Origin of the sequence: Nocardia sp. SYP-A9097, assembly GCF_009649815.1 — a bacterium.
Taxonomy (GTDB): domain Bacteria; phylum Actinomycetota; class Actinomycetes; order Mycobacteriales; family Mycobacteriaceae; genus Nocardia.
Window position 1 is genome coordinate 247,185 of sequence record NZ_WJIC01000004.1, and the last position, 25,721, is coordinate 272,905.

Annotated in this window: 23 protein-coding genes; 9 read left to right on the forward strand and 14 right to left on the reverse strand. The window is 65.7% G+C overall.

The window, feature by feature from the left end; translation table 11 throughout:
* Window positions 1–23 precede the first annotated feature (23 nt).
* Window positions 24–1,544 (reverse strand): GGDEF domain-containing protein, encoded by a 1,521-nt coding sequence (locus GFY24_RS11225; RefSeq protein ID WP_309230722.1) that lies wholly within the window; start codon window positions 1,542–1,544, stop codon window positions 24–26.
* Between the two features lie 338 nt (window positions 1,545–1,882).
* Between GFY24_RS11225 and galK the strand changes: the two genes are divergently transcribed.
* The 6 genes from galK to GFY24_RS11255 all read left to right on the forward strand — a co-directional run bounded on the left by galK (window position 1,883) and on the right by GFY24_RS11255 (window position 7,574).
* Complete coding sequence (gene galK, locus GFY24_RS11230; RefSeq protein ID WP_309230723.1) at window positions 1,883–3,007, forward strand: galactokinase; 1,125 nt, start codon at window positions 1,883–1,885, stop codon at window positions 3,005–3,007.
* Window positions 3,008–3,080: 73 nt separating this feature from the next.
* Window positions 3,081–3,512, forward strand: coding sequence for a group II truncated hemoglobin (locus tag GFY24_RS11235; RefSeq protein WP_153804943.1), 432 nt, complete (start codon window positions 3,081–3,083; stop codon window positions 3,510–3,512).
* A 118-nt stretch (window positions 3,513–3,630) separates the two neighbouring features.
* A complete protein-coding gene (locus tag GFY24_RS11240; RefSeq protein ID WP_153804944.1) occupies window positions 3,631–5,355 on the forward strand; it encodes a sodium:solute symporter family protein in 1,725 nt (574 codons plus the stop codon).
* Between the two features lie 12 nt (window positions 5,356–5,367).
* The gene (locus GFY24_RS11245; RefSeq protein ID WP_153804945.1) at window positions 5,368–5,598 is read left to right on the forward strand and encodes a hypothetical protein; all 231 of its coding nucleotides are present in this window, start codon (window positions 5,368–5,370) and stop codon (window positions 5,596–5,598) included.
* A 58-nt stretch (window positions 5,599–5,656) separates the two neighbouring features.
* Window positions 5,657–7,096: a S9 family peptidase gene (locus tag GFY24_RS11250; RefSeq protein WP_153804946.1), complete on the forward strand. Its 1,440-nt coding sequence runs from the start codon at window positions 5,657–5,659 to the stop codon at window positions 7,094–7,096.
* Window positions 7,097–7,271: 175 nt separating this feature from the next.
* Window positions 7,272–7,574 (forward strand): DUF6342 family protein, encoded by a 303-nt coding sequence (locus GFY24_RS11255; protein WP_153804947.1) that lies wholly within the window; start codon window positions 7,272–7,274, stop codon window positions 7,572–7,574.
* A gap of 74 nt (window positions 7,575–7,648) precedes the next feature.
* Here the strand turns inward: GFY24_RS11255 and GFY24_RS11260 are convergent, their stop codons facing one another.
* From GFY24_RS11260 to GFY24_RS11285, 6 genes are all read right to left on the reverse strand, one after another.
* Window positions 7,649–8,338, reverse strand: coding sequence for a hypothetical protein (locus tag GFY24_RS11260; protein ID WP_153804948.1), 690 nt, complete (start codon window positions 8,336–8,338; stop codon window positions 7,649–7,651).
* A 134-nt stretch (window positions 8,339–8,472) separates the two neighbouring features.
* Window positions 8,473–9,834, reverse strand: a complete 1,362-nt coding sequence (locus GFY24_RS11265) for a PepSY-associated TM helix domain-containing protein (protein WP_228566231.1) — start codon at window positions 9,832–9,834, stop codon at window positions 8,473–8,475.
* Window positions 9,835–9,991: 157 nt separating this feature from the next.
* Window positions 9,992–10,570, reverse strand: a complete 579-nt coding sequence (locus GFY24_RS11270; RefSeq protein WP_309230725.1) for a hypothetical protein — start codon at window positions 10,568–10,570, stop codon at window positions 9,992–9,994.
* Between the two features lie 65 nt (window positions 10,571–10,635).
* Window positions 10,636–12,297 carry an acyl-CoA synthetase gene (locus tag GFY24_RS11275; protein ID WP_153804951.1) on the reverse strand — a complete coding sequence of 554 codons (1,662 nt, stop codon included), beginning with the start codon at window positions 12,295–12,297 and terminating at the stop codon, window positions 10,636–10,638.
* A gap of 176 nt (window positions 12,298–12,473) precedes the next feature.
* Window positions 12,474–14,132: an acyl-CoA synthetase gene (locus GFY24_RS11280; protein ID WP_153804952.1), complete on the reverse strand. Its 1,659-nt coding sequence runs from the start codon at window positions 14,130–14,132 to the stop codon at window positions 12,474–12,476.
* Between the two features lie 362 nt (window positions 14,133–14,494).
* Window positions 14,495–15,325 (reverse strand): SDR family NAD(P)-dependent oxidoreductase, encoded by an 831-nt coding sequence (locus GFY24_RS11285; RefSeq protein ID WP_153804953.1) that lies wholly within the window; start codon window positions 15,323–15,325, stop codon window positions 14,495–14,497.
* Between the two features lie 105 nt (window positions 15,326–15,430).
* Here GFY24_RS11285 and GFY24_RS11290 point away from each other — a divergent pair, with 105 nt between their 5' ends.
* The gene (locus GFY24_RS11290) at window positions 15,431–16,216 is read left to right on the forward strand and encodes a helix-turn-helix transcriptional regulator (protein WP_309230726.1); all 786 of its coding nucleotides are present in this window, start codon (window positions 15,431–15,433) and stop codon (window positions 16,214–16,216) included.
* A 76-nt stretch (window positions 16,217–16,292) separates the two neighbouring features.
* On the opposite strand, the gene GFY24_RS11295 is transcribed toward GFY24_RS11290, so the two are convergent.
* From GFY24_RS11295 to GFY24_RS11315, 5 genes are all read right to left on the reverse strand, one after another.
* Window positions 16,293–16,718, reverse strand: a complete 426-nt coding sequence (locus GFY24_RS11295) for a PIN domain nuclease (RefSeq protein WP_153804954.1) — start codon at window positions 16,716–16,718, stop codon at window positions 16,293–16,295.
* On the reverse strand, window positions 16,709–16,927 hold the full coding sequence (locus tag GFY24_RS43650; RefSeq protein WP_153804955.1) for a ribbon-helix-helix protein, CopG family: 219 nt from the start codon (window positions 16,925–16,927) through the stop codon (window positions 16,709–16,711). Before GFY24_RS43650 ends, GFY24_RS11295 begins: the two co-directional genes overlap by 10 nt.
* Window positions 16,928–17,021: 94 nt before the next feature.
* The gene (locus GFY24_RS11305) at window positions 17,022–18,374 is read right to left on the reverse strand and encodes a cytochrome P450 (protein WP_153804956.1); all 1,353 of its coding nucleotides are present in this window, start codon (window positions 18,372–18,374) and stop codon (window positions 17,022–17,024) included.
* 5 nt (window positions 18,375–18,379) lie between these two features.
* Window positions 18,380–19,801, reverse strand: coding sequence for an FAD-binding oxidoreductase (locus tag GFY24_RS11310; protein WP_153804957.1), 1,422 nt, complete (start codon window positions 19,799–19,801; stop codon window positions 18,380–18,382).
* Between the two features lie 112 nt (window positions 19,802–19,913).
* Entirely contained in the window at window positions 19,914–20,582 is a 669-nt protein-coding gene (locus GFY24_RS11315) for a response regulator transcription factor (RefSeq protein ID WP_153804958.1), read from the reverse strand.
* 116 nt (window positions 20,583–20,698) lie between these two features.
* Here GFY24_RS11315 and GFY24_RS11320 point away from each other — a divergent pair, with 116 nt between their 5' ends.
* Window positions 20,699–21,154 carry a T6SS immunity protein Tdi1 domain-containing protein gene (locus tag GFY24_RS11320; protein ID WP_194852826.1) on the forward strand — a complete coding sequence of 152 codons (456 nt, stop codon included), beginning with the start codon at window positions 20,699–20,701 and terminating at the stop codon, window positions 21,152–21,154.
* Between the two features lie 128 nt (window positions 21,155–21,282).
* Window positions 21,283–22,188 (forward strand): alpha/beta fold hydrolase, encoded by a 906-nt coding sequence (locus GFY24_RS11325; protein WP_153804960.1) that lies wholly within the window; start codon window positions 21,283–21,285, stop codon window positions 22,186–22,188.
* Here the strand turns inward: GFY24_RS11325 and GFY24_RS11330 are convergent.
* Window positions 22,185–24,188, reverse strand: coding sequence for a molybdopterin-dependent oxidoreductase (locus GFY24_RS11330; RefSeq protein ID WP_153804961.1), 2,004 nt, complete (start codon window positions 24,186–24,188; stop codon window positions 22,185–22,187). The two genes, GFY24_RS11325 and GFY24_RS11330, sit on opposite strands and share 4 nt — an antisense overlap.
* Window positions 24,189–24,216: 28 nt before the next feature.
* On the reverse strand, window positions 24,217–25,701 hold the full coding sequence (locus GFY24_RS11335; protein WP_309230727.1) for an AIM24 family protein: 1,485 nt from the start codon (window positions 25,699–25,701) through the stop codon (window positions 24,217–24,219).
* Window positions 25,702–25,721 lie beyond the last annotated feature (20 nt).

A 25,721-nucleotide genomic window follows, 5' to 3' on the forward strand; every position in this document is an offset into this window, starting at 1 on the left:
CCGGCCGGAATCCCATCACGCTGTCAGACTGCGGACTCCCGGTGCCACGTAAGCGGACCGGAATCCGGGTGGCCATGCCTGAGATCGGCATGGAAAACGTACCCCAGCGAATATTCCTTGGCATGGTACATAGCCGAATCCGCTTCGCGCAGAAGCTCATACACCGTGGTATCGGCCCCACGCGGGCCACTGCAGGCGATTCCGATACTGGCCGCGATCCGCACCTCGGCGGCGCTGAGTTCGAATGGTTCACCGAGTGTGGCCAATAGTCGTTCGGCCAGCAACAGCGCCGGCTGCCGACCCAGCGGGGCGAGCACCACGAATTCGTCACCGCCATAACGCGCGGCGGCGTCATCGCGGCGAATAATGCGCCGAATGCGTGCTGCCGCATTGGCGATCAGCTCATCACCGACCGCATGCCCCCAATTGTCATTGACCCGTTTGAAGCCGTCGAGGTCGATGAAGAGCAATGCGAGCGGCTGATCACCCCACCGGTCCCGATTACGATGCAGCGCCCGTAGCAGGGCGGCGCGGTTCAGGAGGCCGGTGAGCATATCGTGGTCCGCCTGGTACTGCGCGCGCCGTTCGCTACGGGCGCTGCGTTCGATGGCGCGTTCGCTGCGTAGCAGCACGCCGCCGAGTAGGAGGGCGAACAAGGACGAAACCACCACGCGGTCTATGAGATCCAGCGTGGAGCCCACCACGGGCACCAGTGCCGCCACGATCATCACAATGGCGATAATGCTGGCGCGCTGCCGGGACCGGTGCGCGTGGATATCGCGCGGCCCGCCGAGCACCACCATGGTCGGGTGCAGTGCCGCCGCGCCGATCAGCGTGTATGCCAATTGCAGTGGCATGAGCAGGATCTGGCGGCCCAGATCGGCCGATCCGGCCGTCTCCAGGTTGTAGCCCAGATCGCCCGCCAGAATGACCAGCATGGCCAGATACACCAGGCGCAGTGAGGTTTCCGAGCGCGCGGAGGTGACCAGCGAATGCGCTACCACGGTGAGCAGCAGCGCGTCCACCACCGGATAGGTGACCGCGGTGATGGTGGTGAGATTGAATCCGGTCGCGCGATGCAGGATCGGCGAGATCAGAAATGTCCAGGACACCAGCGCCGCACCGAGACCGATCAGTCCGGAATCCAGCATTAGATCGTGGTCGGTGCTGTTCTGTCGCGGCCGCAGCCAGAGCACGGCGGCCGCGCCGATACAGCAGTATCCGCTGAGCGTGAACAGATCGTCGAAGGGATGCCGGTGCCAGTCGGTGACCTCGCGCAGCGTGGTGCCGATGGTGAACTGCACGGCCGAGGCCGAGAGCAGATACCAGGGCAGCGGGAAGCGTGGCCGGAAGCGGTGTACGCCGGCGCCGATCATCACCAGCGCGATGCCGACCGATATGTACAGCGTGACCAGTGCCATTTGGCGGTTGTCGACCACCAGGGGCAACGCCAGAATCAGTACCCCACAACCGAACAGCAGTGAACGCCAGCAGACTCGTAACCGGCGACCAGGCCGACCGGTCGGTTGTTCGTCTGTTCCCACCAGCCCCCCTCGTCCGCTCCGTCCTCAGTGCATGTGACCGTGCTGATCGGTCTGTAATCGCCTGTGTCACCGCGGATCACGACCGGATCCACTGGCCCCGAACACGGCGATCACGAACCGAGTGTTGCTGTACGAGCATAGGTCCCAGCCGAAGGCGGCAGTATCCACGGGGGAGAGGCGCTGCCATCGAGATCTGGGCAACCGAGTCGATCATGGCACGAAATGTCGCATCGTGTACGGGAGTCCGATGAACCCGCAGGTTCGCGATGCGCATGACTCGCTATGCTCCCTGCTGATCGAACCCGACTTCCTGCGCGACTCCCGGGACAGGAGCTGAGGTGGCCGAACCCGCCGCGATATCCAAGGCCGGACGCTGGCGTGCCCCCGGGCGGGTCAATCTCATCGGTGAACACACCGATTACAACGACGGCCTGGTCCTGCCCATGGCGCTGCCGATGGGCATGACCTGTACCGCGGCCGTGCGCCCGGACGGGGTGGTGCGGCTGCGGTCGGCGCAGGCGCCCTGCGATGAGGTCGAGATCGCCATGAGCGCGCTGGCCGCCGCGGGCTGGTCCGAGCTGCCCACCTGGGCGCACTACCCGCTCGGCGTGATTCGTGAATTCGAGCGCCGCGGCCACGAGGTGCGCGGTGCCGAACTCGAATTGGACGGCGATGTGCCCATCGGCGCGGGCCTGTCCTCCTCGGCGGCGCTGTCCTGCGCGGTGGCCATCGCACTGCGGGATCTGTTCGCGCCCAGCGTCTCCGCCGCCGAGATCATCGATATCGCGCGCACCGCGGAGAACGTCTACGTGGGTGTGCCCACCGGCATTCTGGATCAATCCGCGGCCATGCTCTGCACCGCCGGACATCTGCTCTTCCTGGATGTGCGCGCCCGGACACACGAGCAGATCCCCTTCGATCTGCAGCGTTTCGGACTGAGCCTGCTGGTCTTCGACACCGGCAGTCCGCATCGGCTGGTGGACGGGAAGTACGCCCAGCGCCGTGCCGAATGTGCCACTGCCGCCGATGAACTCGGCGTGCCCTTCCTGCGCGATGCGACCGCGAGCGAGGTGGAGCGGCTCGCCGATCCGGTGTTGCGCCGCCGCGCCCGGCATGTGGTGTCCGAGAATTCCCGGGTATTGACAGTTGCCGAAAGATTGCGCCGCGGTGGTGATCCGCGCGAGATCGGCCCGGTGCTGACCGCCGGGCACGCCTCACTACGTGATGATTTCGAGGTCTCCGCGCCGCGGCTGGACACCGCGGCCGCCGCCGCACTGGTGGCCGGGGCCTACGGAGCGCGCATGGTCGGCGGCGGGTTCGGCGGCAGTGTCATCGCACTGGTCGATACCGAACGGGCCGCGAACGTGGTATTCACGGTGCGAGATGCATTCGCGCGCAGGCGATTCGATACCCCACGCAGCTTCGAGGTGACCCCGGCGGCGGGGGCGCACCGTATCGATTAGCGCCCGCTCGCGGCGGTCCGGGATTAGCCTGAGGTCGGACAGCAAAAACTCGCACACCAGGAACGAGCGAGCTATGGAGAGTCTGTACGAATTCGCCGGCGGCGACGAGGCCCTGCACCGCCTGGAACAGATCTTCTACGACAAGGCACTGGCGGATCCCGTGCTGAGTGCGGTCTTCCCGGAACGCAGACCCACCCATGTCGACCATCTGACCTGGTTCACCGCCGAATCCTTCGGTGGCCCAGGACGTTTCAGCCGCGAACTGGGATTCGCCCACCTCATCGACCAGCATCGCGGCCTGAAGATCACCGATGCACAGCGGCAGCGCTTCGTCGAGGTGTATCTGGAGTCCCTGGACGAGGCGGGCATGCCCGAGGATGAGAAATTCCGCGCGGCGGTGCGCGAGCATATCGAGTTCGGTGCGCAGGTCGCACAGCAGAACTCGCATGCGGAAACCGACGAGCAACTCCATCCGCTGCGCGAAGTACCGCACTGGAACTGGTGATTAGCGAAAACGCATAACTGTCGGGTCGCGCCTACCGGGCGCCAGCGAACACCCCGCTAGTATTGCGCGCTACAGTCGTGCCCGCGTCATCTCGTGATCTTCTCGACAGGAGAGCCGTATGTCGTTCGCCGCCAGTCTGCCCGCCGTCACCGCGGTGGCGTCGGCGCAGCTGCGACTCGATGCCGACCCCATCGACTACGTGATGGTCGCGATCTATTTCGTCTTCGTGCTCGGGATCGGCTGGGTGGCGCGGCAGCGGGTTTCGACGAGTATCGACTTCTTCCTGTCCGGGCGGTCACTACCCGCCTGGGTGACCGGACTGGCCTTCATCTCCGCCAATCTGGGCGCGGTCGAGATCATGGGCATGTCGGCGAACGGTGCCGAATACGGCATACCGACCATGCACTACTTCTGGATCGGCGCGGTCCCGGCCATGCTCTTCCTGGGCATTGTCATGATGCCGTTCTATTACGGCTCCAAGGTGCGCAGCGTGCCCGAATTCATGCTGCGCCGTTTCGGTCCCGGCGCGCACCTGGTGAACGCGCTCAGCTTCGCCATCGCCCAGGTGCTCATCGCCGGGGTGAACCTGTACCTGCTCGGCAGCATTGTGAATGTGCTGCTGGGCTGGCCGCTCTGGGTATCGGTGCTGGCGGCCGCGGCGATCGTGCTCTCGTACATCACCCTGGGCGGGTTGTCGGCGGCGATCTACAACGAAGTGCTGCAGTTCTTCGTCATTGTGGCGGCGCTGCTACCACTCACCATTGTCGGCCTGCACAAGGTCGGCGGCTGGGATGGGCTGCGCGACAAGGTGATCGAGGGTTCCGGTGGGGCGGAGCAGTTGCAGGCCTGGCCCGGAAATGGGCTCACCGGGTTCACCGACAACATCGCCTCGGTCATCGGGATCATCTTCGGTCTGGGCTTCGTACTCTCATTCGGCTACTGGACCACCAACTTCGTCGAGGTGCAGCGGGCTCTGGCCACGCACTCCATTTCGGCGGCGCAGCGCACCCCGATCATCGGCGCGTATCCGAAGATGTTCATCCCCTTCATCGTTGTCATTCCGGGCATGATCAGCGCGGTTCTGGTGCCGCAGATCGCCGACTTCAAATCCCGGGTGGCGGCCGACCCGGATTACAAAGGCGATGTCACCTACAACCAGGCGCTGCTGTATCTGATGAAGGATGTGCTGCCCAACGGCCTGCTCGGCATCGGGCTGGCCGGGTTGCTGGCGGCGTTCATGGCGGGGATGGCCGCGAATGTGTCTGCCTTCAATACGGTTTTCAGTTACGACCTGTGGCAGCAGTACGTCAAGCGCGACCGCCCCGACCACTACTACCTCTCGGTGGGCCGCCTCGCCACCGTGGGCGCGACGCTCGGCGCGGTTGGCACCGCGTTCATCGCGGGCAACTTCTCCAACATGATGGACTACCTGCAGACCCTCTTCAGCTTCTTCAACGCGCCCCTGTTCGCGACCTTCATCCTGGGCATGTTCTGGAAGCGCATGACACCCGCCGCGGGCTGGGTGGGCCTGGTGTGCGGCACCGCCGCCGCCATCTTCGTCTTCCTGCTGAGCAAGGCCCACGTCTTCGAATTATCCGGTCAGGGAACGAGTTTCGTGGCCGCGGGCATCGCCTTCGTGGTCGACATCGTCATCAGCGTGATCGTCACCCATATGTCGCAACCCAAACCGGCCGCCGAACTGGTCGGCCTGGTCTACTCCGAAACCCCCAAGGCCATGCGCACCGACGCGGACGCCGCCACCCTGCCCTGGTACCAGCGCCCCAACCTGCTGGCCGGCATCGCATTCGTCATGGTCATCCTCCTCAACATTTTCGTCGGATAGGAAAGGCCCCAAATGCTGTTCGACATCCGCACCATAGTCGGCGGTCTCCTCGCCTGCTACGGCGTAATCCTCATAGTCGTAAGCCTCGCCTACAATACCGATTTCCAACGCGCCAAAACCGGCGGCATCAACGTAAACCTATGGGCCGGAATAGGAATGACCGTAGTAGGCCTCATCTTCTTCGCCTGGGTCCGCCTCCGCCCCGTCCCCCAACTCGCCGCCGCCGACGACGACATCGAATAGTTCCGCTGTAGTACCGCAGGGTGATGGCGGTTGAGGGATCGGCCGATAGCTTGCGGGTATGGGCAGATTTCGGCGTGGGCTTGCGGGCTGGGTACTGATCCTCGGGGTGGCGGCCGGGGGTGTGGGTGCGGGTGCGTCGGTGGCGAATGCGCAACCGGCGCAGACGGATACGGGGCTGTCGGAGGTGTCGTTCGAGAGTCATGGGGTGACGCTGCACGGGACGGTTTATGGGCCTGCCGATTCCCGGAGGCATCCGGGGATTGTGCTGGTGCATGGGTCGGGGCCGGGGCCGCGGGATGAATATCTCGCGGAGGCAAGGGCTTTCGCGGCGGCGGGGATCATCACCCTGGTTTATGACAAACGTACGGTGGGTTACTCCACCAGGCATCGGGATTTCTCGGTGCTCGCGGACGACGCTATTGCCGCGGTGACCGTGTTGCGGCAGCGGGCCGATGTGGATTCCTCGGCTGTCGGGTTGTGGGGGTTCAGTGAAGGTGGGTGGGTCGCGCCGCTCGCTGCTGCTCGGTCTCGGGATATCGCGTATGTGGTGACGATTGGTGGGTCCGGTCGTACACCGCTGCGTACACAGACCTGGTATTTGCGTAATCAGCTGGCGCATCAGGGGGTTTCGGGCTCGCTGCCCGATGCGGTGGCGGGGCCGGGGACGCAGGTCATCGGCGGAACCGGCGTCTTTCCCGAGGCGGATTTCGATCCGGTGCCGATGCTGGACCAGGTCCGGGTGCCGGTGCTCGCGCTGTGGGGCGAACATGATGTGAAGGTGCCCGCGGCCGAGAGTGCCGATGTGTTTCAGCGGGAGCTGGGACGGGCTGGAAACACCTCTGTCACTACGGGTTTCGTTCCGGGGGCGGGTCACAATGGGCATCGCAGTACCGATGGGTTCGACAAGGTCGGTGGTGACATTTTCGAAGGCAGGCCGCTCGGTGAGTTCGTGCCCGGCTACGCCGATGTGATCACCGCCTGGATCCACCTGGTCGCCGCCGGTCAGCCGCCGCCCTCCAGTGCCGCGCAGCCGCCGCACCCTGCTGTGGCGAGCGTGCAGCCGATCGGTCGTCCAGGCTACGAATATGCCGCTCTCGCAGCACTATTGCTCGGCTTTGCGCTGCCCCTGCTGTCCGCTGTCGCGCGAATGCTGTTGCGGCGCGACCCCTCCGGATTGCCCCGGCCGATCCGCCGGTCCGTCCGCGCCCTGTCCGCGCTGGGGCTGGTGACCGTGCTCGGGACTGTCGGTTATGTGATCTGGGTACTTGCGACCGGTACGCAAATATCCTTGGGCACAGTCATATTCGGCCAGCCACTACCGTGGCTGATCTGGAAGGCGTCCGCCGTGGCAGTGCTGATCGCGATTGTCGGACTGGCGGTCTTCTGGTGGCGAAATAGATCGCAAGTTGTTGGTGGGCAACGGATTCAGCTCACGCTACTAATACTGACCGGTCTCGCTTTTGTGCCCTGGTCGATTCATTGGCAACTGTTCGGATAGGCGGCACTGCATGTCACATCGACGGCGCTGTGCGTCACCCCGTACAGCGTAAACTTCATTGCGGCGCAACGAAATTCGGCCGACCCGCAGGGGGGTTCGGCTGATTCGATGCGAAGAATCGGCGTTCGCCGTTTCAGCTCGAGGAATCAGGTTCTCGAGGACGAAAGGATTCATCATGCCGGATGTAGATCTTGGCCTGGCCAGCGACTGGAACGAAGGGGACACCCATGGCCGAGTCCGGTTGCGGGACAACCAGGTTTACCCCAATACCCCGAAGAAAGATGTGCTGATCAGCTCCCCGGTGAGCATCGAATTCTCGGTGAACACCAACTACAGCACGTCCCAGGAGGCCGACAAAATCTTCTTCACCACCTACATCGGCAATGTCAAGAAGATCATCGCGATACTCGACTCGCGAGGTGACCTCCGTATCGCCGGAAAGATCATTCAGGACCAGACCGACATGAAATACCTTTAATCCCTGAGGAATACCGCCGAAGCGGACGATCATAGCGATCGCCCGCTTCGGACCTGTTTCAAATGCCTGCCGGTTTACTTCGCCGGTGCGTTGAACGGCTGGTTGATGGTCGTGAAGTACTGCGCCGCAGCGAGAATCGCGACCGGAGCTGTAACGAAGACCTGGCCGGCGATGGTGCCGAGGAAGCCGACCGCGGCGGCGCCCATGAGGCATCCGGCGAGCGGGCCGGCGCCGAACATGGTGGCCAGCGGCGCAGTCGCGGTGGCCATGGTGATGCCACCGACGACGCAACCCAGGGCCGCTCCGCCGAGGCCGCCGACCAGGGTGCCGACCGATGCGCCCATGCTGAGCGTGCTGGTCATGCGGCTCCAGGCGGCCTGCTCGCGTTCGTATTCGGACTTCCACGGCGCCGACTGCTCGAAGGGGAGTGCCACCGGCTGATATGCGGCGTGTGCCAGGTCGAGCTGTGGCGTCAGAGTCGCGACGTGATCGTTGATCTCCGCGGCGATGGGGAAGACGAATTCGTCTACGCGGAAGGACAATTCGGTGCCCGCGACGGTGACGCCATTGGCGGCCTTCACCTTGAACACACCGTTCTCGACGACCATCGAACCCGCGTCGGTGCGGATGATGGTGTTCGTTTCACCGGTCGTCGCGGTGTAGTCGATCGCGGTGTCCTGCGCCTCGGCCTGTGCGTTCCCGGCGCAGATGCCGAGCGCGCTCGAAGCGATAACGGTGGAGGCGATGAACGTGTTGAGCTTCATGAGATGAAAGTCCTTGTGTCAGTGCAGGTCAGGTGCTGCACGAAGAATGCCGATCCCGACCGCCGAGAGGGCGTGTAGACATGGGGTACCTGCGGCACGGCCCGATGGCCGTGCCGCGCAGCGGTATTCGGGTATCAGGCGGTGGCGCGGCGGCGGGATACCAAGCCCGACAGCACATCCAGCAGCAGGAATCCGAGCAGTGGAATGCCGATCATCGGCGCGAACCAGCCGACCACCGCGGCGACCGCGAGGAACGGAACCAGCACGGTGATCGGCGTCTGCCGGAGCGCGCCGCGTCGTGGAGCTCTGCCCAGCGCCACCATGCCCGCCTCCTTGGTCGGCCGCCGTCGCCACCACATGAGGTAGCCGCGCACCACAACGGTGAGCAGGCCGATCATGATGGCAAGCAGCAGCAGCTGATTCAGCAGCCCGAACATCATCCCCATATGGAATTGGATGCCCCAGTTGGTAAGCTTCGCGGCCAGCGGCCAATCCGAGTACCGCAGGGTATCGGTGACCACGCCGGTACTGCCGTTCACCGCGATGGAATCCAGCGTCAGCACGCCGGGACGGCGCAGCTCCTTGGCAACGAACGCGGTGCCGTCCTTGGCCGGAACACTGATCTCCAGCGGTCCTTCCAGGCCGTTGGCGCGTGCCACCGCATACACGGTGTCGACCAGTGCGGCCTTGTTCGCGGCGGGTGCGGCGCTCGGCGCGCTGGTGCCGTGGCCGTCGTGCTCGCCGCCGGCGGGCTTGGCCGGACCGGTCGATCCGGGCAGCTTGGCCGTCACCGCGGGTGTGGTCCAGCTCAGTTCCTGGCGCAGTTTGGTGACATTCTCACCGGCGTACTTGGACCAGGTCATACCGGTCGCCGACAACAGCAGCAGTACCGGCAGAATCCAGACACCCACGACCGCATGCCAATTCAGCGTGCGAGCCCGAGGCCGCGAACGATCCGGCCGCAGCAGCCAGCCCGCCGACCGCTTCTCGCGGCGCGCCCGCACCCGGCGGAACCACAGCACCAGCCCGGCCAGCGCGATCAGCCACAGCCAGGACGCGGCGATCTCGCTGTAGTAGCGGCCGAAGTCGCCCAGGTGCAGATCCTTGTGCAACGTGTCGATCCAGGTGCGCGTCGGCAGCGCACCCGAACTGCCGTAGACGACACTGTCGCCCAACGGCTTCGCGGTGACCGGATCGATGAATACAGCCCGCCGTTCGGACGCGCCGAGCGTCGGATCCCCGAAGATGATCCGGGTGGTGTCACCGGCGTTCTGCGCCGGTGCGACCGCGACCAACGACAGGTTCGGCTCCGCCATGGTGCCCGCGGCGACCTGTTCGGACAGCGGCTTGACCGGTCCGGTCGAATCGGTGTGCAGCAGACCACGATCGGTAATGGACTCCAGCGTGGGCGACATCGCATAGAGCGCACCGGTCACGGCCGCGATGAGAATGAATGGCGCGACGAATACGCCGGCATAGAAATGCAGTCGCAGCATCAATGCCTGAAAGGCATTGCCCGCACCGCGTTTTGTCGATTCCCCGGATGGGGGAGATTCCGATTTCGGGGTAGGCGAAATAGGCGGTGCCGTATCGACGGCACCGCTCTCTGTGATAGTCACGAGCGGTCTTTCTGATGTTCGAGGAAAGGAGAATTCAGACTCGAACGAGAGCAGGTGGACCGCGGGTCCGGAAGGCATCGGCCGCGAGCACACGCAGCACGACCCGATCGCGATGCGCGATCGGCAGTTGCGGCGGTCCGGTGAGCACCGGCAGCGAAATAGGTACCGGCAGCGCCCAAGCCAGCACCGTACCGGCAACCCGATAGGCGGCCTCCGCGCCGAGAATCAGCACCGCGGTCACACAGGCGGCGGTGACGTGCGCGGCCAGCATGGCCGGACTCCACATCGACGCATGCTGATGATGGTGCTGCCCGCTGCTCCCCGGCGATCCCCACATCATGCTGAAGTGCCCGAGCAACTGCCCGCCGATCAGCGCGACCACGAGCCCGAACCAGGTGGTGCGCAGCGCACCGACCCCGGCCACCAGCGCACCCACCGCCGCCGAGGCGGCAACCAGCAATGTCAGCGCACCCGATTCCAATGGCGCGGCCCCGGAGGTCCAGCCGTGCGCGGCCACCGCCAGCGCCCCGGACAGCGAACCGGCCGACCCACCACGCAATACCGCGGCATCGCTGCGGTTATACGCCGTCGACCGGCCGGACTCGAAACTCACGGGCTGATGATAGCGGAGAATGCGCAGCCGATTTTCCGGCCCGGCACTCTCGCCATCATCCGGAATTACTCGGTGGGAACACTCATTTCGATGAGTGGCTTGCGGAGCAGCTTGCCGGTGGCATTACGCGGCAGCTCGTCGAGGAAGATGACCTCGCGCGGCACCTTGTAGCGCGCCAGGTTCTCCTTCACGTAATCCTTGATCTCCTGGACATCGCGCTTGGAGTCCGGACCCGGAACGACAATGGCGCGCAGGCGCGTGCCGAAGTCGCGGTCCTCGACACCGACCACGGCGGCCTCGAGCACATCGGGGCGGTTGGAGAGCAGGTTCTCCACCTCCTGCGGGAAGACGTTCTCGCCGCCGGAGATGATCATGTCGTCATCGCGTCCGTCGATGAAGAGCAGTCCGTCGGTGTCGAAGTGCCCGACATCGCCGCTGGACATGAGCCCGTCCACGAACTCCTTGGTGCGCCCGTCGGTGTACTGCTTGAACGAGTGCCCGTTCTCGATGAAGATCGTGCCGGTCACATTCGGCGCACTGATCCGCTTGCGGTTCTCGTCGTACAGCGCGATACGAATGCCGACGGGAGCCTTACCCGCGGTGGTCGGTTCCTTGCGCAGCTCGGCCGGGTTGGCCACGGTCATGACCGCGCACTCGGTGGAGCCGTACACGTTGTAGAGCGAATCGCCGAAGTAGTCCAGGGTGCGGGTGACCACGTCCGGCGGGATGGCCGAACCGGCGGCGAAGAGCACGCGCAGCGTCTCCGAAGGCCGGTACTTGGCCAGGATCTCCGGCGGCAGATCGAGAATGCGCTGCAGCATGGTCGGTACCACGGTCAGGCCCTGCGCCCGGTATTTCTGGATGTTTGCGAGGGTCGTCTCCGGGTCGAATCGCCGCTGCTGGAACACAACTCGGTTACCCAGGGCGATGGAGATGGTGAACTGCGACAGCCCGGTGGCGTGGAAGATCGGCGCGGCCATCACCACGGTGCTGTTGCGCGGCATGGGAATTCGATCCAGGAACTGCGCGGTAATGAAGGGGCTGACCTTATCGCGGGGCGCGCCCTTCGGGGTGCCGGTGGTACCGCTGGTCAGAATGACCATGCCGCCCGGCCTCGCAGGCGGAGCCAGCGCCACGGTGGAGTTCCCGGCCGCGACCGACTCGATGGTCGGAATCGCCGGATCCGCGTTGTCCTTCTCATCCACCCAGGTCAGGATGCGCGGAATATCCTCCGGGATGGCGCTCATCAGATCGAAGAACTCGCTGTCGTGCAGCACCGCCTTGACCTTCTCGCGCGCCGCCACATCGGCGAACTGCGGTTTGGCGAAGCCGGTATTCATCAGTACCGCGCGCAGGCCGAGCTTGCCCGCCGCGACCAGCGTGAGCACCATGCCGCGATGATCGCGAGCCAGTACGCCGATCACATCGCCGGGGTTCAGGCCCTGCGCGGACAGTCCGCGGGCGAAGGCGCTGGACTGCTTGTCCAGCTGTTCGAAGGTCAGCTCACCGCGCTCGTCGACAATGGCCGCCGACCTCGGATTGGTTTTGGCGGCGTGCACGACCGCGCCCGCGAAGGGTCCGAACTTGAGCACATTGACCGCCGACCGCACCGCCTGATCCGGGCGCAGTGGATTGAACAGACCCCCGCGCACCATGACATTGACGCTCAGCGCCACATCACCGGCCTTGCGAATAACCGTGCCTGCCGACGGAAGGGCTAAAGACATGGGTACAACCTTCCGCGATCCCCCTGCCGGACGAGTCGGCTGTCGGACCGCAACCTCGAGATCCAGTGCAGTGCTAACCCTAGCAAGCACACACGGCCCGAATGTGGCCGAGGTCTCTGATACTGCCGGTAGCAGATAAGCCGCCCAGGTGGTGGCCGGGACGACAGCGTCCGCGGTCAGGAATGCGCGGGCTCCTCGTACTCGACGAGCACGCGTCGCAAAAGCTTTCCGGTGGCATTGCGGGGGAGTTCGTCCAGGAAGAACACGTCCCGGGGAACCTTGTAGCGAGCGAGATTGCCCTTGATATACGCCTTGATCTCCGCCGGATCCGGGGTCTGCCCGGGTTCGGGAACGATGAAAGCCCGCAGCCGCTTACCGAATTCGACATCGTCCACGCCGACCACCGCCGCGTCGAAAACATCGGGTCGCTCCAGCAGTAGGTTCTCCACCTCCTGCGGGAAGACGTTCTCACCGCCCGAGACGATCATGTCGTCATCGCGGCCATCCACGAAAAGCAGTCCGCGATCATCGAAATGGCCGACATCGCCGCTGGACATATAGCCGTCGATGATCTGCTTGTGCCGTCCGTCGGTATAGCCCTTGAACGGCGCACCGGAGCGAATGAAGATGCGGCCGGTGACATTCTCGGCCCGGATACGCCGGCCGTCATCGTCGAAGAGCACCACCTCGCAGGTGGTGGGGGAGCGCCCGGCGGTGCCCGGCGCGATGGCCAGATCCTCCGGCCGTGCCACGGTCGCGATGGCGCATTCGGTGGAGCCGTACAGGTTGTAGAGCACCGGCCCGAACACTTCGGCGGAGCGGATGGACAGCTCCGGCGACAGCGCGGAGCCCGCGATCACAATCCCGCGCAGCGTCGAGATGTCGTACTTATCGCGAATCTCCTTGTCCAGCTCCACCATTCGATGCAGCATGGTCGGCACCGCTATCAGCATGTCGGCGCGATGCTCGGCGATCAGCGCCAGCGTCCGCTCGGCGTCGAAGCGGCGCGCCATCACCACCTTGTTGCCCAGGCCCGTGCCCACCAACCAGGTGGCCAGCCCCGTGCTGTGGAAGATCGGCGAGACGATGACCATGGTGCCCTGCGCAGGGAAGTCGATGCGGTCGATCATCTGCACGGTGGCCAGGGGTGAGGCCTTGTCGCGCGGCGCGCCCTTGGGTAGACCGGTGGTGCCGCTGGTGAGGATGACCACCCCGCCCGGTTTCTTGGGCGCGGGGAGTGGGGCCTTCGCGTTCGTCGCGATCAAGGTGTCGAGAGTGGCTGTGCCGGACGGTATTTCGGTGTCGTCATCGAGCCAGGTGAGCACTCGGGGCAGCTCCGCGGGTAACGCGTCGAGCAGGCCGAGGAATTCGCTGTCGTGCAGCACCACCTTCACGTTCTCGCGCTCGCAGACCTGTGCGAACTGCGGTTTGGCGAAGCCGGTATTCATCAGCGCCACCCGAGCGCCGAGTTTGCCCGCCGCCACCATGGCGAGAATCAATCCGCGATGATCGCGGGCGAGCAGGCCGATCACGGTGCCCGGGGTGACGCCCAGGCGTTGCAGTCCGCGCGCCACCGCGTTCGACTGCTCATCCAGTTCCCGATAGGTCAGCTCACCGCGTTCGTCGGCGAGTCCGGCGCGATCCGGCCAGACCCGCGCGGCATGTCGCAGCGCGGTCGCGGGCGGGCCGAAGATCTGCGACTCACGTATGGTGCGCAGCGTCTCGATCGGCTGGCGTGGATCGGTGATTCCCTTGTCCCGCAAGGTCTTCAAACCTCGAAGCGCCTCGGCGCCGTGTGTGATTCGCTGCTGCGCCGAATGTAGAACCGAGGCCAACTCGACCACCTCCGAGAGAGTGTGCGGCCCACCACCTCGCGCGTGGCGGGTAGCGTCACGGTAGCAGCGGTGTGTGATGCGCGTTACACAAATTCGGTCACATCGGGCATTTGCCGCGTGTGTGCAGAACGACTGTGGCTTTTCATCCCCCGGACACCCGCCGTACACCGGAGTCGATGAAGCTGCGGTGTCCCACTCTCCAGCTTGATGAGGTACTCCATGGAACTGCTCGCAGTCGTCGCCAATATCTTCACCATCATGATGTCCGCGGCCAGCGGGAGCGCCGCCTAGCTCGTACGCGGTGCATCGCGCCCGAGACGCACGTCGGCCCGCCGGAGCAACTCCGGCGGGCCGACGTTTTCTCATAGGCCGGTGGTCGAACCGAGATGAGCGGTCGCATCCAGATCCGCCGCGACGGCCGCGAGTTTGCCGCGAATCGCCTCCACCGCGTCCGGGCCCAGTGCCAGGCGCAGCGGCGGATTCGCTTGACCCACAGTCGCTATGACCGCGGCGGCCGCCTTGGCCGGATCACCCTCCTGCTGCTGATCGGAGGCGGGCAGACCCTCTCGGATCGCGCCGACCGTCTCGGCATAGTCCGCGATCGCACCGCTGATCCGCAATGCGGCGGGCTTGGCGAAACTGGTCCGGAACGCGCCGGGTTCGACGATCAACACCTGGATTCCGAGCGGCGCGACCTCCGCGGCCAGGGCCTCACTCGCCAATTCCAATGCGCCCTTGGCCGCACTGTAGATACCCACGCCCGCGAACGACATGAACCCGCCCATGCTGCTGACCTGCACGATCGCACCGCCGCGGCGTTCCCGCAGCTGCGGCAGCACCAGTTGGGTCAGGCGCAGCGGGCCGTGGAACATGACCTCCATGGCATCGCGCAGATCGTCCTCGGTGGTCTCCTCGATGGCCCCGACAATCCCGTACCCGGCATTGTTGACCAGTACATCGATGCGCCCCGCCTCCTTCACCGCGCGTTCGGCGGCGGCCGCGTCACGCACATCCAGTGCCACCACCTGCACCCGATCCGGGTGCGCGGCAACGACTTCCGCCATGGACTCGGGGCGTCGCACCGCGGCGATCACCTCATCGCCCGCGGCCAGCACCGCTTCGGTGAATGCCGCACCGAAGCCGCTGTTGGCTCCGGTGATCAGCCAGCGGCGCGCGACGTGCTCTGCACTCATGGTCGATCCTTCTTCGCTGTGACCCGGGCGGTCGCCCGGATGCTGTGCAAAACAATGCCCGAGCGCCGCGTGGTCCGGTATGGCCCGAAGGTGGAATATGGATGTGTGACAGGCGCACTGAGCAATCCCTCGCGTAATCCCCGGCCGCTGCCGCAGGGTGAGACGCTCTCGGCGGAGGATCACCGTCGCCTCATCGGCGTCCTGGAATCCGTCGATCGCGCCGCCGACCTGCCCGAATTCCGCGAACGCCTGGTACGCGCCCTGCAAAGCTGGTTCGGCTTCACCGGAGTGGCCGTGCTGCACGGTGATACGCTCGCCGACGCCATCCGCGAGGGCTGCGGAGTCCAGGGCGGCTACACCCCCGAATTCCTGGCCGAATACGCCGCGCGCTGGGCCGGCGCCGACCCACTGCGCGAAACCTGGGCCGCCGAGCTGATCTCCGGGCGAGGTGTCGTCGGCCTCGCCGAGATCGCCCCCGACGCACCGTTCCTCTCGGAGTTCTTGCGCCCCAATGGAATCAACGACAAGGCGGCCATGGTGGTCGACGGTGGACCCGCCGGCGTCCTGTTCATCGGCATGGCCGTGGTGGACGCACCCCGCGTCCCCGACCGCGACCTGGCTGTCCTGCACGCCCTGCGCCGCCACCTGGCCCCGCTGGTCGTCGACCAACTGGACCGCGACCGGGATCGCCGTGCCGCCCTGTCGAATTGGCAGCTCACCCCGCGCGAATGGGAAGTCGCCGACCTCGCCGCACAGGGCCTGACCAACCGTCAGATAGCCGAACGCCTCTTCATCGGCGTGGACACCGTCAAGAAACACCTGACCCGGGCCCTGGCCGCCACCTCCTGTGCCAGCCGCACTCAACTGGCACTCCGCTTCGCCGCCGCCTGATCCACGCTCCGAACGGACCATCCGGAAAGGTCGCAAGACGGCCCCACCTCTCAGACCGCACCGCGCGGTGGCCTGGTCAGTGCGAGTCGAAACGGAGCCGTTCTGTCGGTTGACCGGTGACCTCCGCGATGAGGTCGAAGTCTTTGTCAGCGTGTAGAACAACAAGTTTGGCGCTCTCGGCGATCGCTGCGATCAGCAGATCGGGAATCGATGGTGCGCGATGTTGCCCACGATCTGCGAGTTCCCGAAGTACCTCGACCGCTCGAGCTTCCGCCGCTGGCGCCATGTATTCAACCGGCATCTGTGCAAGCGGCGGAAGGTCGAAAAGTTCCGCGAGGTCCGACGCGGACCTCGCGGAGTAGCCGGTCTCCAGCAAAGTGACCGTCGAGATCCGGATCAGACCCCGCTCGATCCGCATTGCCCACTCGGCGGCATCGGGTGACTGCCCGAGGCGCACGAGAGCGGACTTGTCGATCAGCCAGGGACGGCCGCTCACGACCATGCTCGGCCCATCACTTCGGGATTGTTCAGATCCTGCGCCAGCTCACCGAGACGGCTGAGATCCCCGGCTGTGATTGGTACCGCAGGACGAAAATCCTTGCTGAGCCACCGTCGAAGGAGCTCGTTTCGCGAGACGCCCAATTCCCGGGCTCGTCGATCGATCTCTTCGAGAGCTGGCTCGGGCACATCCCGAATCAAGATATCTGTCATCGCGCTCACCTCCTGATATCAATGATATCAGGGAGGGTCTGGTTATGGCTTGGAATCCGGAGGGTGCTCGGCGCGGACGGGCCGACCGGAACCTTCATCGATCGGCTCGGGCTCGTCGCCTGGTAATCGTCATCGGCAGACCGAAGCGCGGGCGCAGCGAGATGAGTGAATGCTCCTGTACCGCATGGCCGGACCGCGGGGTGAGACGGTAGCGCTGCACGATCATCGCCACCGCGACCTGGATCTCCAGTTCGGCCAGGGGTGCGCCGATACAGCGGCGGGCACCGCCACCGAAGGGAAAATAGGTGTAGGGCAGGGGTTTCGGACGGTTCGGTGCGAAACGATCGGGATCGAAGGTATCCGGCTCGGGCCAGTGCCGGGGGTCGTGGTGGACGGTGTGCGAACTGATGAAGATCGTGGTGGCGGTGGGAATCCGATAGCCGCCCACCTCGATCTCACGGGTGGTATCGCGCGGGAACATCGGAATAGGTGGGTGCAGGCGCAGCGCCTCGTCGACCACCTGCGAGAGATAGGGCAGGCGAGGCAGATCCGCCGCTTCGGGCGCGCGGCCGTCGAGTACCTGGTCCAGGTCGGCGGCCAGGCGCTCCGCGACCGCCGGATGTGCGGCCAGTTCGTAGAGCGTCCAAGCCAGACCGCATCCGGTGGTCTCATGCCCGGCCAGCAGATAGGTCTTCAATTCGTCGATGATCTGCCGCCGGGTCAACGGGGCCCCGGTGGCCGGGTCGATGGCGTCGAAAAGCGCGCCTACCAAGCGATCCGGGGGTAGGCCGCCCTCCAGATGCGCCGCGATCAGCGAGTTCCCCACTCCGTCCAGCACCGCCTGGGTGGCACGTAGTCGCCGCCGGACCGGGCCGGGTACCCAGGCCGGGATGAGCTGCTCCGGACTGCCGGGGAACATGGCGGCCAATACATCTCGAATGGTGGGTACCACCTCCGTGGCTCGATCGCTCATATCGATACCGCACAGCACCCGGGTGACCACCTCGAAGGCCAGCCGCATCATCTCCGGCACCATATCGACCGATTCGCCCTGTGCTCCAACGTCTTCCCAGCGTTGGAACATGTCCTGCACCACCGCGGCGATGGTCGGCACATTGGGGCGTAGATATCCGGCGCGGAAGAAGGGCTGGCCCGCCGAGCGCAGGGTGCGCCACTGGTCGCCGTCGGTCGTCAGTGACCCCTTGCCGAAGAAGAGTTCGAAGCCGCCGTACACCTTGCCGCGGCGATAGGCTCCCGTCTTGTCGTGCAGCACCTGTGGAATCAGGGCTGGACCGGTGATCTGATGCATGAGTTGCGGGCCGACCCGGAAGCGGGCGATATCGCCGTACTCATGGTGTAGTGCGCGCATGATCGCGGCGGCATCGGCGCGATAGCGGCGGACACCGATGGGCAGGCGCGGGCCAGGTGCAGTATCGGAGCTGCGCATATCGTTCACCGCCCCCGCACACACTTGTCGTAGAGATCGGGTAGTCGATCACCGGAGTCGTAGGCGGCCTTCAACTTTCGATAGGCGTCACCGCCGTACTGCGCCCAGAACTCCGCCTCGGAGTAGTGCGCGGTGGAGTACAGCGGCTTGTGCCCGCCCAATTCGGTGATCTTGCGCTCGATCAGCCGATTGTGGTGATCGGGGGCCTGGCCGGGGCGCAGCGGTACCGGCCACCAGAATCCGACGCTCACATACAGCTGCCGCGGTTCGATCGGATACAGCAGCGCCGGTTCGCGTAACCGCATGGGGCACAACCAGACCGGGCTGATACCCACCTCGCGCCGGAAGAACTCCAGGAACTCCGGCACCGTCTCGACCGGCAGATCGGCATCCTGTAGCACCCACTCCACCGGCCGGCCGAGCGCCGCGCGTACCCGATCTGTCACGCCACCGGATCGGAACCACATCTGTAGCCGCCGCTGGGTCGCGGCATCGCGATACCGGCGCGGCCACACGCGGCGCAGTATCGGATTCTCCAGGCCGAACAGTTTGGAGGTCCAGTACAGGTCGGTATCCCAGCGCCACAGGTAATCCCGGGTGGAGAGGAAATCCTCCGACCTGGATCGGATGGAGCGGTAGTAGACCGAACCGCGGGTGTAGTCCGAGACGTACGGCGGCGCGTCGGTGAAGTTCGCGAGCACCAGATACAGTGCGCCGGAGTCGAAGTAGACCCCGTCCACGAAATCGACCGGCTGCCCCTCGAACTGCCGCTCGGCATCCACGCGCCGCAGCGCCGCCACCCACTCCCGGGCCGAGTTCAGGCGCACATGTCGCAGCCGCACATAGGGTTTCGCCGGTTCCAACTCGACCCGCAACCGCACCGCGTAGCCGAGACAGCCGTAGGAGTGTGCCATTCCGTGGAACAGATCGGCGTGCTCGTTGTCGCGGGTGGCGGTGAGTACCCGCCCGTCACCGGTGAGCACGTCCATTTCGAGAATGCTGTCGTGCGGCAGTCCCGCCCGGAAAGAAGACGACTCGGCCCCGGTGCCCGCCACCCCGCCGCCGATGGTAATGGTCTTGCAGTCCAACACAACCGACGGCAGCATGCCGTGCGCCAGGGTGGCATCGGCAATGGTCTCGTAGGTGGCCATGCCCTGCACCTCGGCGGTGCGCGCCACCGGATCGACGCTCAGCACCCCGTCCAACCCGGGCACCTCGAGCGCCGCCCCGCGATGCCGGCGCCGCGGCCGATACAGATTGGACGTGCGCTTGGCCAGCCGCACCGGCTGATCCGCCGGCAGTGCCGCGTGCCGCGCCGCCAGCTCCGCCACGGTCCGCTGATGGGCGATCACGCGGCTCCGGTCCGCGTCCTCGTGTCGATCCGCGATGCGCTGATCGGGCCGCGCGCCGCCTGCGTCCTCCGCCATGTCGACCCCTGTCGTGTGCCGTCCGAGCTGTGCGAATACCGCACGCTCCCTTGACTTTCCACGCTATAGACGCGCCCGCTCCGCGTCGTCGGTCAATAGTGGAACTTTGCCCTCAACGACTGTTGAGCAGCCCGCTCGCATGCGCCAGCGCCACCGCCTGAAACGCCCTGTCCAGCTCCAACTTCCGCAGCATGTGGTGAATATGGGATCGCACCGTCACCTCCGCCACCACCAGCCGCCGCGCGATCCCGCCGACCGTCATCCCACCGGCCAGCAGGCTCAGTACCTGCACTTCGCGCGCGGTGAGCACCGACCGCAGATCCACCTCCGAACGCACCGGCCCCGGCCGCTCGGCGGGCGTCAGATCCGACAGCAATCTGGCCGTCACCGTCGGCGACAGCAGGGCGTTCCCCGCCGCGACTTCCCTTATCCCATAGGTGATCTGGGTGGGCGGATCATCCTTGAGCAGAAACCCGCGCGCCCCGGCACGCAATGCCGCGGCCGCTCCGTCCAGACAGCCCCGATCCGCCAGCACCAATACCGGAACCCCGGCCGATAGCGAGGCATCCACCAACTCGCCCGAAGCACACCCCGCCGCCCCGGTGAGCGCCAAGGTGTCCGCCACAATCACATTCGGCTCCAGCTCGGCCATGGCGGAGGCGGCGGTGGGTCCATCGCTGAACTCCCCGACCACCGCCATCCCCGGCTCGGCGCTCACCACGGCCCGCAACCCCACCCGGACCAATGGCTCCCGCTCACACAAGAGCACGCGAATCATCATGCGCCAGCCCTTTCCCGTGATCCGGACACTTCATCCAGCATGACAGCACCCACCGACAGGCTTCGGCCCGAAGTTCGCCGTCATCGGCCCATCGAAGCGAGATGTATTGTGCCCGTGTGGAACTAATCAAATGGTTCACACCCGAGCAATTCAATGACGCTTTGAGCTCATGGGCGTGGATCGGCCTCGACGGTAAGACCCCCTTGTTCACCTCCGTCTTCGGAGATGTGTTCCTCGGCGCGAATGACGGAGTGTGGTGGCTGGATACCATCGAAGGTGAGCTGACCCGGGAGTGGGACAGCCTGGATGAGCTCGAAGCCGAGCTGAATACCGGTGCGGGACAGGAGAAGTACCTGATCGCCGAGCTCGCCCTCGCGCTGGAGGCGGGCGGGCTGCTGCCCGGTCCCGGCGAGATCTACGACTTCTCGCACCCACTGGTGCTCGGCGGCGAATTGGAGGTCGAGAATGTGGAGGTCACCGATATGTCGGTGAGCCTGAATATTCTCGGCCAGATCCACGACCAGGTCCGGCGGATTCCGCCGGGCGCCAAGGTCAATATCCAGTTCTCCTAGTACTCCGGCCGGAGTTCGTGATCATGGTGGGCGGCGGCGTCGCCGGTCATGAAAGGACACCCGGGACCGATGAGTTACCGCCGTGGAAGTGGTCTCCTCTTGCGAGATGCAACCGTAGAGGAGTCGCCATGCCGCTTGATACGCAACGATCGCCCGAGCACCTGGTCACCGTCGGTGACGCCGACCTGTGTGTGACCACCTTCGGCGACCGGCGGCAGCCGCCGGTGCTGCTGCCGTGCACATCGAGACTGTTCTGGGAGGACCGGTTCTGCGACCGGCTGGCCGGCGCCGGCCGGTTCGTCCTGCGCTACGACATCCGCGACACCGGCCGGTCGACCGCTTATGCGCCCGGCTCTCCCGGCTACCGCCTGCGTGACCTGGTCTCGGACATCATCGGACTGATGGATGTCTTCGAACTTCCGCGAGCTCACCTGGTGGGCTTCTCCGTGGCCGGATGGATCTGTCAGCTCGCCGCCCTCGACCACCCCGACCGGGTTTCGGCTCTGACTCTCATCAGCACCCGTCCGACCTCCCCGGGCCCGGCGGACTCGGATCTGCCCGACCACTCGGACCGGGTCATGGAGTTCTTCACCAAGGCATCCACTCCGGACTGGTCCGACCGGGCGGCGGTGATCGACTACGGCGTCGAACTGGACCGGATACGCGCGGGCACACACGGATTCGACGAACAGCAGGCACGGCAGCAGACGGCCCGAATGGTCGACCGCACCACCAATATGGCCTCCAGCATGCGCAACCTGGCATTTGCCGAGGCGGGCGACCGCTGGCGCGAGCGTCTGGGCGAGATCACCGCGCCGACCCTGGTCGTCCACGGTACCGATGACCCGTTCTTTCCATACGGCAACGGACGGGCCATGGCTCGCGAGATCCCCGGCGCCGACCTGCTCCCGCTGAACGGCATCGGCCACGAACTTCCGGCCACCACCTGGGATCAACTACTCGCCGCCATGCTGGTACTCCAGCCGGAATCCGTGATCGACGAAGGTGCGGGGCGCGCCGGTGACCGGCACTAGCCGATTTCGGCCGCCTCCGTGTCATGGCTTTCCGGGTGTACACGGGGCGTGATCCGCACCCGGTTGTCGTGAAAGACCGCACCGCCACCGAAGTCCGAATCGCGTTCGGCGACAGTGGCATTCACCGTCGATCCGCCGGACAATTTGGCCCAGCGGCCCTTCGTGGTGGCGGCGACCCCGGTGCGGACCCGGTCGGAGACCTCGGCGACCGCGTCGAACGAACCGCGATCATTGGCCACGGTGATCGGAGCGCCGTCGGCGATGCCCCGCGCCGCCGCATCGTCCGGATGCAGTGTGACCGTGGGATCGCCTGCGCGGCGGCGCAATTCGGCATTGTTCCCGAAGATGGTGTTCAGGAAGTAGTGCGAGGCGGCAGAGATGAGCACCAGTCCATCGCCCGGATCGGCGGGTGGGGTATAGGACGGAAGCGGGTCGTGGCCCGCCATTTCCGCTCGGGCCGAAACGAACTGCAGCTTATCGGTGGGCACCGGCCGCGCCGCCACCTTCAGGAACCCCTCGGTGCGCAGCCGCTCCACATCATGACCCTTCAGCAGTTGCGCGGCCAACTCCTCATCCGAGTCGTACAGCGCGGGCTCGGTGAGCCCCATACGCTGTGCCAAACGCCGGAAAGTCTCTGTGGTGGGCAGACATTCGCCCGGCGCGGTCACCGCCGGTTCATTCCAGACCAGATATAGATTCCCGTAGGCGGCCAGTACATCGAGGTGCTCCGGCTGCATGGTGGCGGGCAGCACGATATCGGCGTAATCGACGGTATCGGTCGGAAAGTGTTCCAGTACAACGGTGAACAGATCCTCGCGCGCCAGGCCCCGAATCACCTTGCCCTGCTCCGGATTCGACCCGACCGGATTGGCGGCGATCACGAACAACGCCTTGACCGGCGGCCCATCCACACCCAGGAGGCCCTCGCCGACCCGGGTCATGGACAGCGTGCGCACCGGATGCGGTAGCAGGTCGTAGCGGGCCAGCCCGGCACCATTGAGATCGAAGTGCCCGCTGGTCGAATAGTGCAGTCCGCCACCGGGAATCGCCCAATCGCCGGTGACGCCGGGCAGGCAGGCCAGCGCCCGCAGCGCCATCCCGCCGCCCGCGTGCCGCTGCATGCCCTGCGAGGCGCGAATGGCGGTGGGCCGGGTCCGTGCGATGCGCTCGCCCAGCGCCACAATCCGCTCGACCGGCAATCCGGTGATCTGCGCGACCCGCTCCGGCGTGAATTCGGCTATACGCGTGCGGAATTCGTCCCAGCCCACGGTGTGCGAGGCAATGAACTCCGCATCCTGCGCGCCCATCGACACGATCACATGCATGAGCCCCAGCGCGAGCGCGGCATCGGTCCCCGGGAGCGGTGCGAGATGCTCATCGCAGCGTTCCGCGGTCCGCGACCGCACCGGATCGATGGCGACCGTGTACGCGCCGCTGTCCTGAATGAACTTCCAGCCGTGATGCCCAGAGCTCAGCGGATTGGTACCCCACAGCAGGATCAACTCGGACTTGACGAAATCCTCCGGATCCATGCCTCCCGAGGTGCCCAGCGTGTACTTCACCCCGAGCGTCCCCGCGATCGAGCAGATCGTCGGATCGTGTAGTGAGGCCCCCAGCGAATTGAAGAACCGCCGCCCGGAAAACCCCTCCAGCCCTTGGATATACCCGAGGCTCCCGGTCCCGTGGAACGGCCAGATCGCCTCCCCGCCGTACTCGGCGACAATCTCCGACAGCCGCCCCGAGATCTCGTCGAGCGCCGCATCCCAGCTGATCCGCTCGAACCGCCCCTCACCCTTCTTGCCTACCCGGCGCATCGGATGGGTGATCCGCTCATCGGATTTCAACTGCTCCAGGTACCGATTCACCTTGACGCACAGCGCACCCCGCGTGATCGGATGCGCCTTGTTCCCGCGCAACCCGACCGCGACGCCATCCTCGACGTCGACCACCCAGGAACAAGCATCCGGGCAGTCCAGCGGGCAAGCACCGAGCACCTTCATGCCCCGATCCTAAGCCGGGGCACCGACATCAGCCGAGGATGCCACCCAGCAGGCCGCCGCTCTGACCTGCCTCCTGGCCGCCGCCGGTACCGCCGATGAGACCGCCGGGCGGAAGTTCGGAGGGCTGGACGATGACGAAACCGCGACCGGAGAAGGACAGCGTCATGCCCTCGCCGGTACTGCGGCCGATGAGCCGGGAGAAGCCGAACGAGTCATTGCGTTTGATACCGGTCTGCAGGCTGGAGGACCAGGCCACGGCGGCCTGCGGGTCGGCGTAGGTGGGCTGGTCGACATTCAGGACCACGGGGGAGCCGTGCGTGGTGATGGCGATCCGGCCGCGACCGGTGAAGACACAGTTGAAGAGTCCGGCATTGCTGGCGAAACCGGCCGCGCCCTGGACCATTTTGATGTTGTAGGTCAGTGTCGGGTCGAAGGCCAGCACATTCGCGCCATTGATGGTGAGGCCGTCGGAGCCGTCCAGATCGACGGTGTGCACATCGGCCGCGCCATTGGCCAGGAACAGATCACCGCGCCCGGTGACCTTCATGAGCGGAACGCCCTCACCGGTCAGTCGCTGCTGGATCGCCCGTCCGATCCCGCCCGAGCCGAGTGCCTTGAACTGCAGCTCGCCCTGATAGGCGACCATCGACCCGGCCCGCGCCATGACCTCCCCATTGACGGCGACCTTGATCATCTTGCCGCCCTGCTTCTGAATGCCGATGCCATTGACCTCGGCATGGCGGGCATCGAACAGTTCACTCTGCATGGCCTGGGCTCCTTGCGAAAATGCGGGTGCGACCGGCGCGGAGTAAGCCGGCGCGGGTGAATGAGGTTGCGGGGCGGGCGGATACGACCCCGGCGGAGGAGGCGGACTGTATTGCCCAGGCGCAGGCTGCCCTGGCGGCGCGAATTGCCCCGGCGGAGGACTGTATTGGCCAGGCGGGGGAGGAGGCGGGGCGGCCGGGTACTGCCCCGGCGGGGTCGCGACCGCTGCCGAGCCGGGGGCGGGCGCGGGTTCGTCGTCGATATTCACGCCGAAGGCTTCGGCGATTCCGGCCAGGCCGTTGTCGTAGCCCTGGCCGACCGCACGCACCTTCCACGCGTCACCCCGCCGGTAGATCTCCACGCACACCACGGCGGTCTCGGTGCTGAGCCCGGACATGGGGAAGGTCAAGGACCCTGAATCGGATCCGATGGTCGCGGTCAGCGTGCCCACCGCCGCGAAGGTGGCGGGCCCGCTGCCGTCGAGACTGGCGGTGACCACCACCTTGTCCACATTCGCGGGTAGCGCACCGGTGACCACGTCGACCATGTCCCCGCCGCCGCGTCCGTGCCGGTACGTAACCCCCGGTCCCGCAGGCTGATTGAAGAATACGAAGTCCGCATCGGACCGCACTCGTCCATCGGCTCCCAGGAGCAGTGCCGATACATCGAGTGCGGCCGAGCTGGTCACCGTGACCGTCAAACGCTGCCCGGGCGCGGCGCGATTCTCTCCTCGGGCAAGTGTGCTCACCGGAGCCCTCCCCGAACCGA

Bases quoted from the DNA above. Each gene is read 5' to 3' on its own strand.
- GFY24_RS11235 (WP_153804943.1), top strand. From the start codon at position 3,081: ATGGAGAGTCTGTACGAATTCGCCGGCGGCGACGAGGCCCTGCACCGC.
- GFY24_RS11240 (WP_153804944.1), top strand. From the start codon at position 3,631: ATGTCGTTCGCCGCCAGTCTGCCCGCCGTCACCGCGGTGGCGTCGGCG.
- GFY24_RS11245 (WP_153804945.1), top strand. From the start codon at position 5,368: ATGCTGTTCGACATCCGCACCATAGTCGGCGGTCTCCTCGCCTGCTAC.
- GFY24_RS11250 (WP_153804946.1), top strand. From the start codon at position 5,657: ATGGGCAGATTTCGGCGTGGGCTTGCGGGCTGGGTACTGATCCTCGGG.
- GFY24_RS11255 (WP_153804947.1), top strand. From the start codon at position 7,272: ATGCCGGATGTAGATCTTGGCCTGGCCAGCGACTGGAACGAAGGGGAC.
- GFY24_RS11260 (WP_153804948.1), bottom strand. From the start codon at position 8,338: ATGAAGCTCAACACGTTCATCGCCTCCACCGTTATCGCTTCGAGCGCG.
- GFY24_RS11265 (WP_228566231.1), bottom strand. From the start codon at position 9,834: ATGCTGCGACTGCATTTCTATGCCGGCGTATTCGTCGCGCCATTCATT.
- GFY24_RS11275 (WP_153804951.1), bottom strand. From the start codon at position 12,297: ATGTCTTTAGCCCTTCCGTCGGCAGGCACGGTTATTCGCAAGGCCGGT.
- GFY24_RS11285 (WP_153804953.1), bottom strand. From the start codon at position 15,325: ATGAGTGCAGAGCACGTCGCGCGCCGCTGGCTGATCACCGGAGCCAAC.
- GFY24_RS11295 (WP_153804954.1), bottom strand. From the start codon at position 16,718: ATGGTCGTGAGCGGCCGTCCCTGGCTGATCGACAAGTCCGCTCTCGTG.
- GFY24_RS43650 (WP_153804955.1), bottom strand. From the start codon at position 16,927: ATGACAGATATCTTGATTCGGGATGTGCCCGAGCCAGCTCTCGAAGAG.
- GFY24_RS11305 (WP_153804956.1), bottom strand. From the start codon at position 18,374: ATGCGCAGCTCCGATACTGCACCTGGCCCGCGCCTGCCCATCGGTGTC.
- GFY24_RS11310 (WP_153804957.1), bottom strand. From the start codon at position 19,801: ATGGCGGAGGACGCAGGCGGCGCGCGGCCCGATCAGCGCATCGCGGAT.
- GFY24_RS11315 (WP_153804958.1), bottom strand. From the start codon at position 20,582: ATGATGATTCGCGTGCTCTTGTGTGAGCGGGAGCCATTGGTCCGGGTG.
- GFY24_RS11325 (WP_153804960.1), top strand. From the start codon at position 21,283: ATGCCGCTTGATACGCAACGATCGCCCGAGCACCTGGTCACCGTCGGT.
- GFY24_RS11330 (WP_153804961.1), bottom strand. From the start codon at position 24,188: ATGAAGGTGCTCGGTGCTTGCCCGCTGGACTGCCCGGATGCTTGTTCC.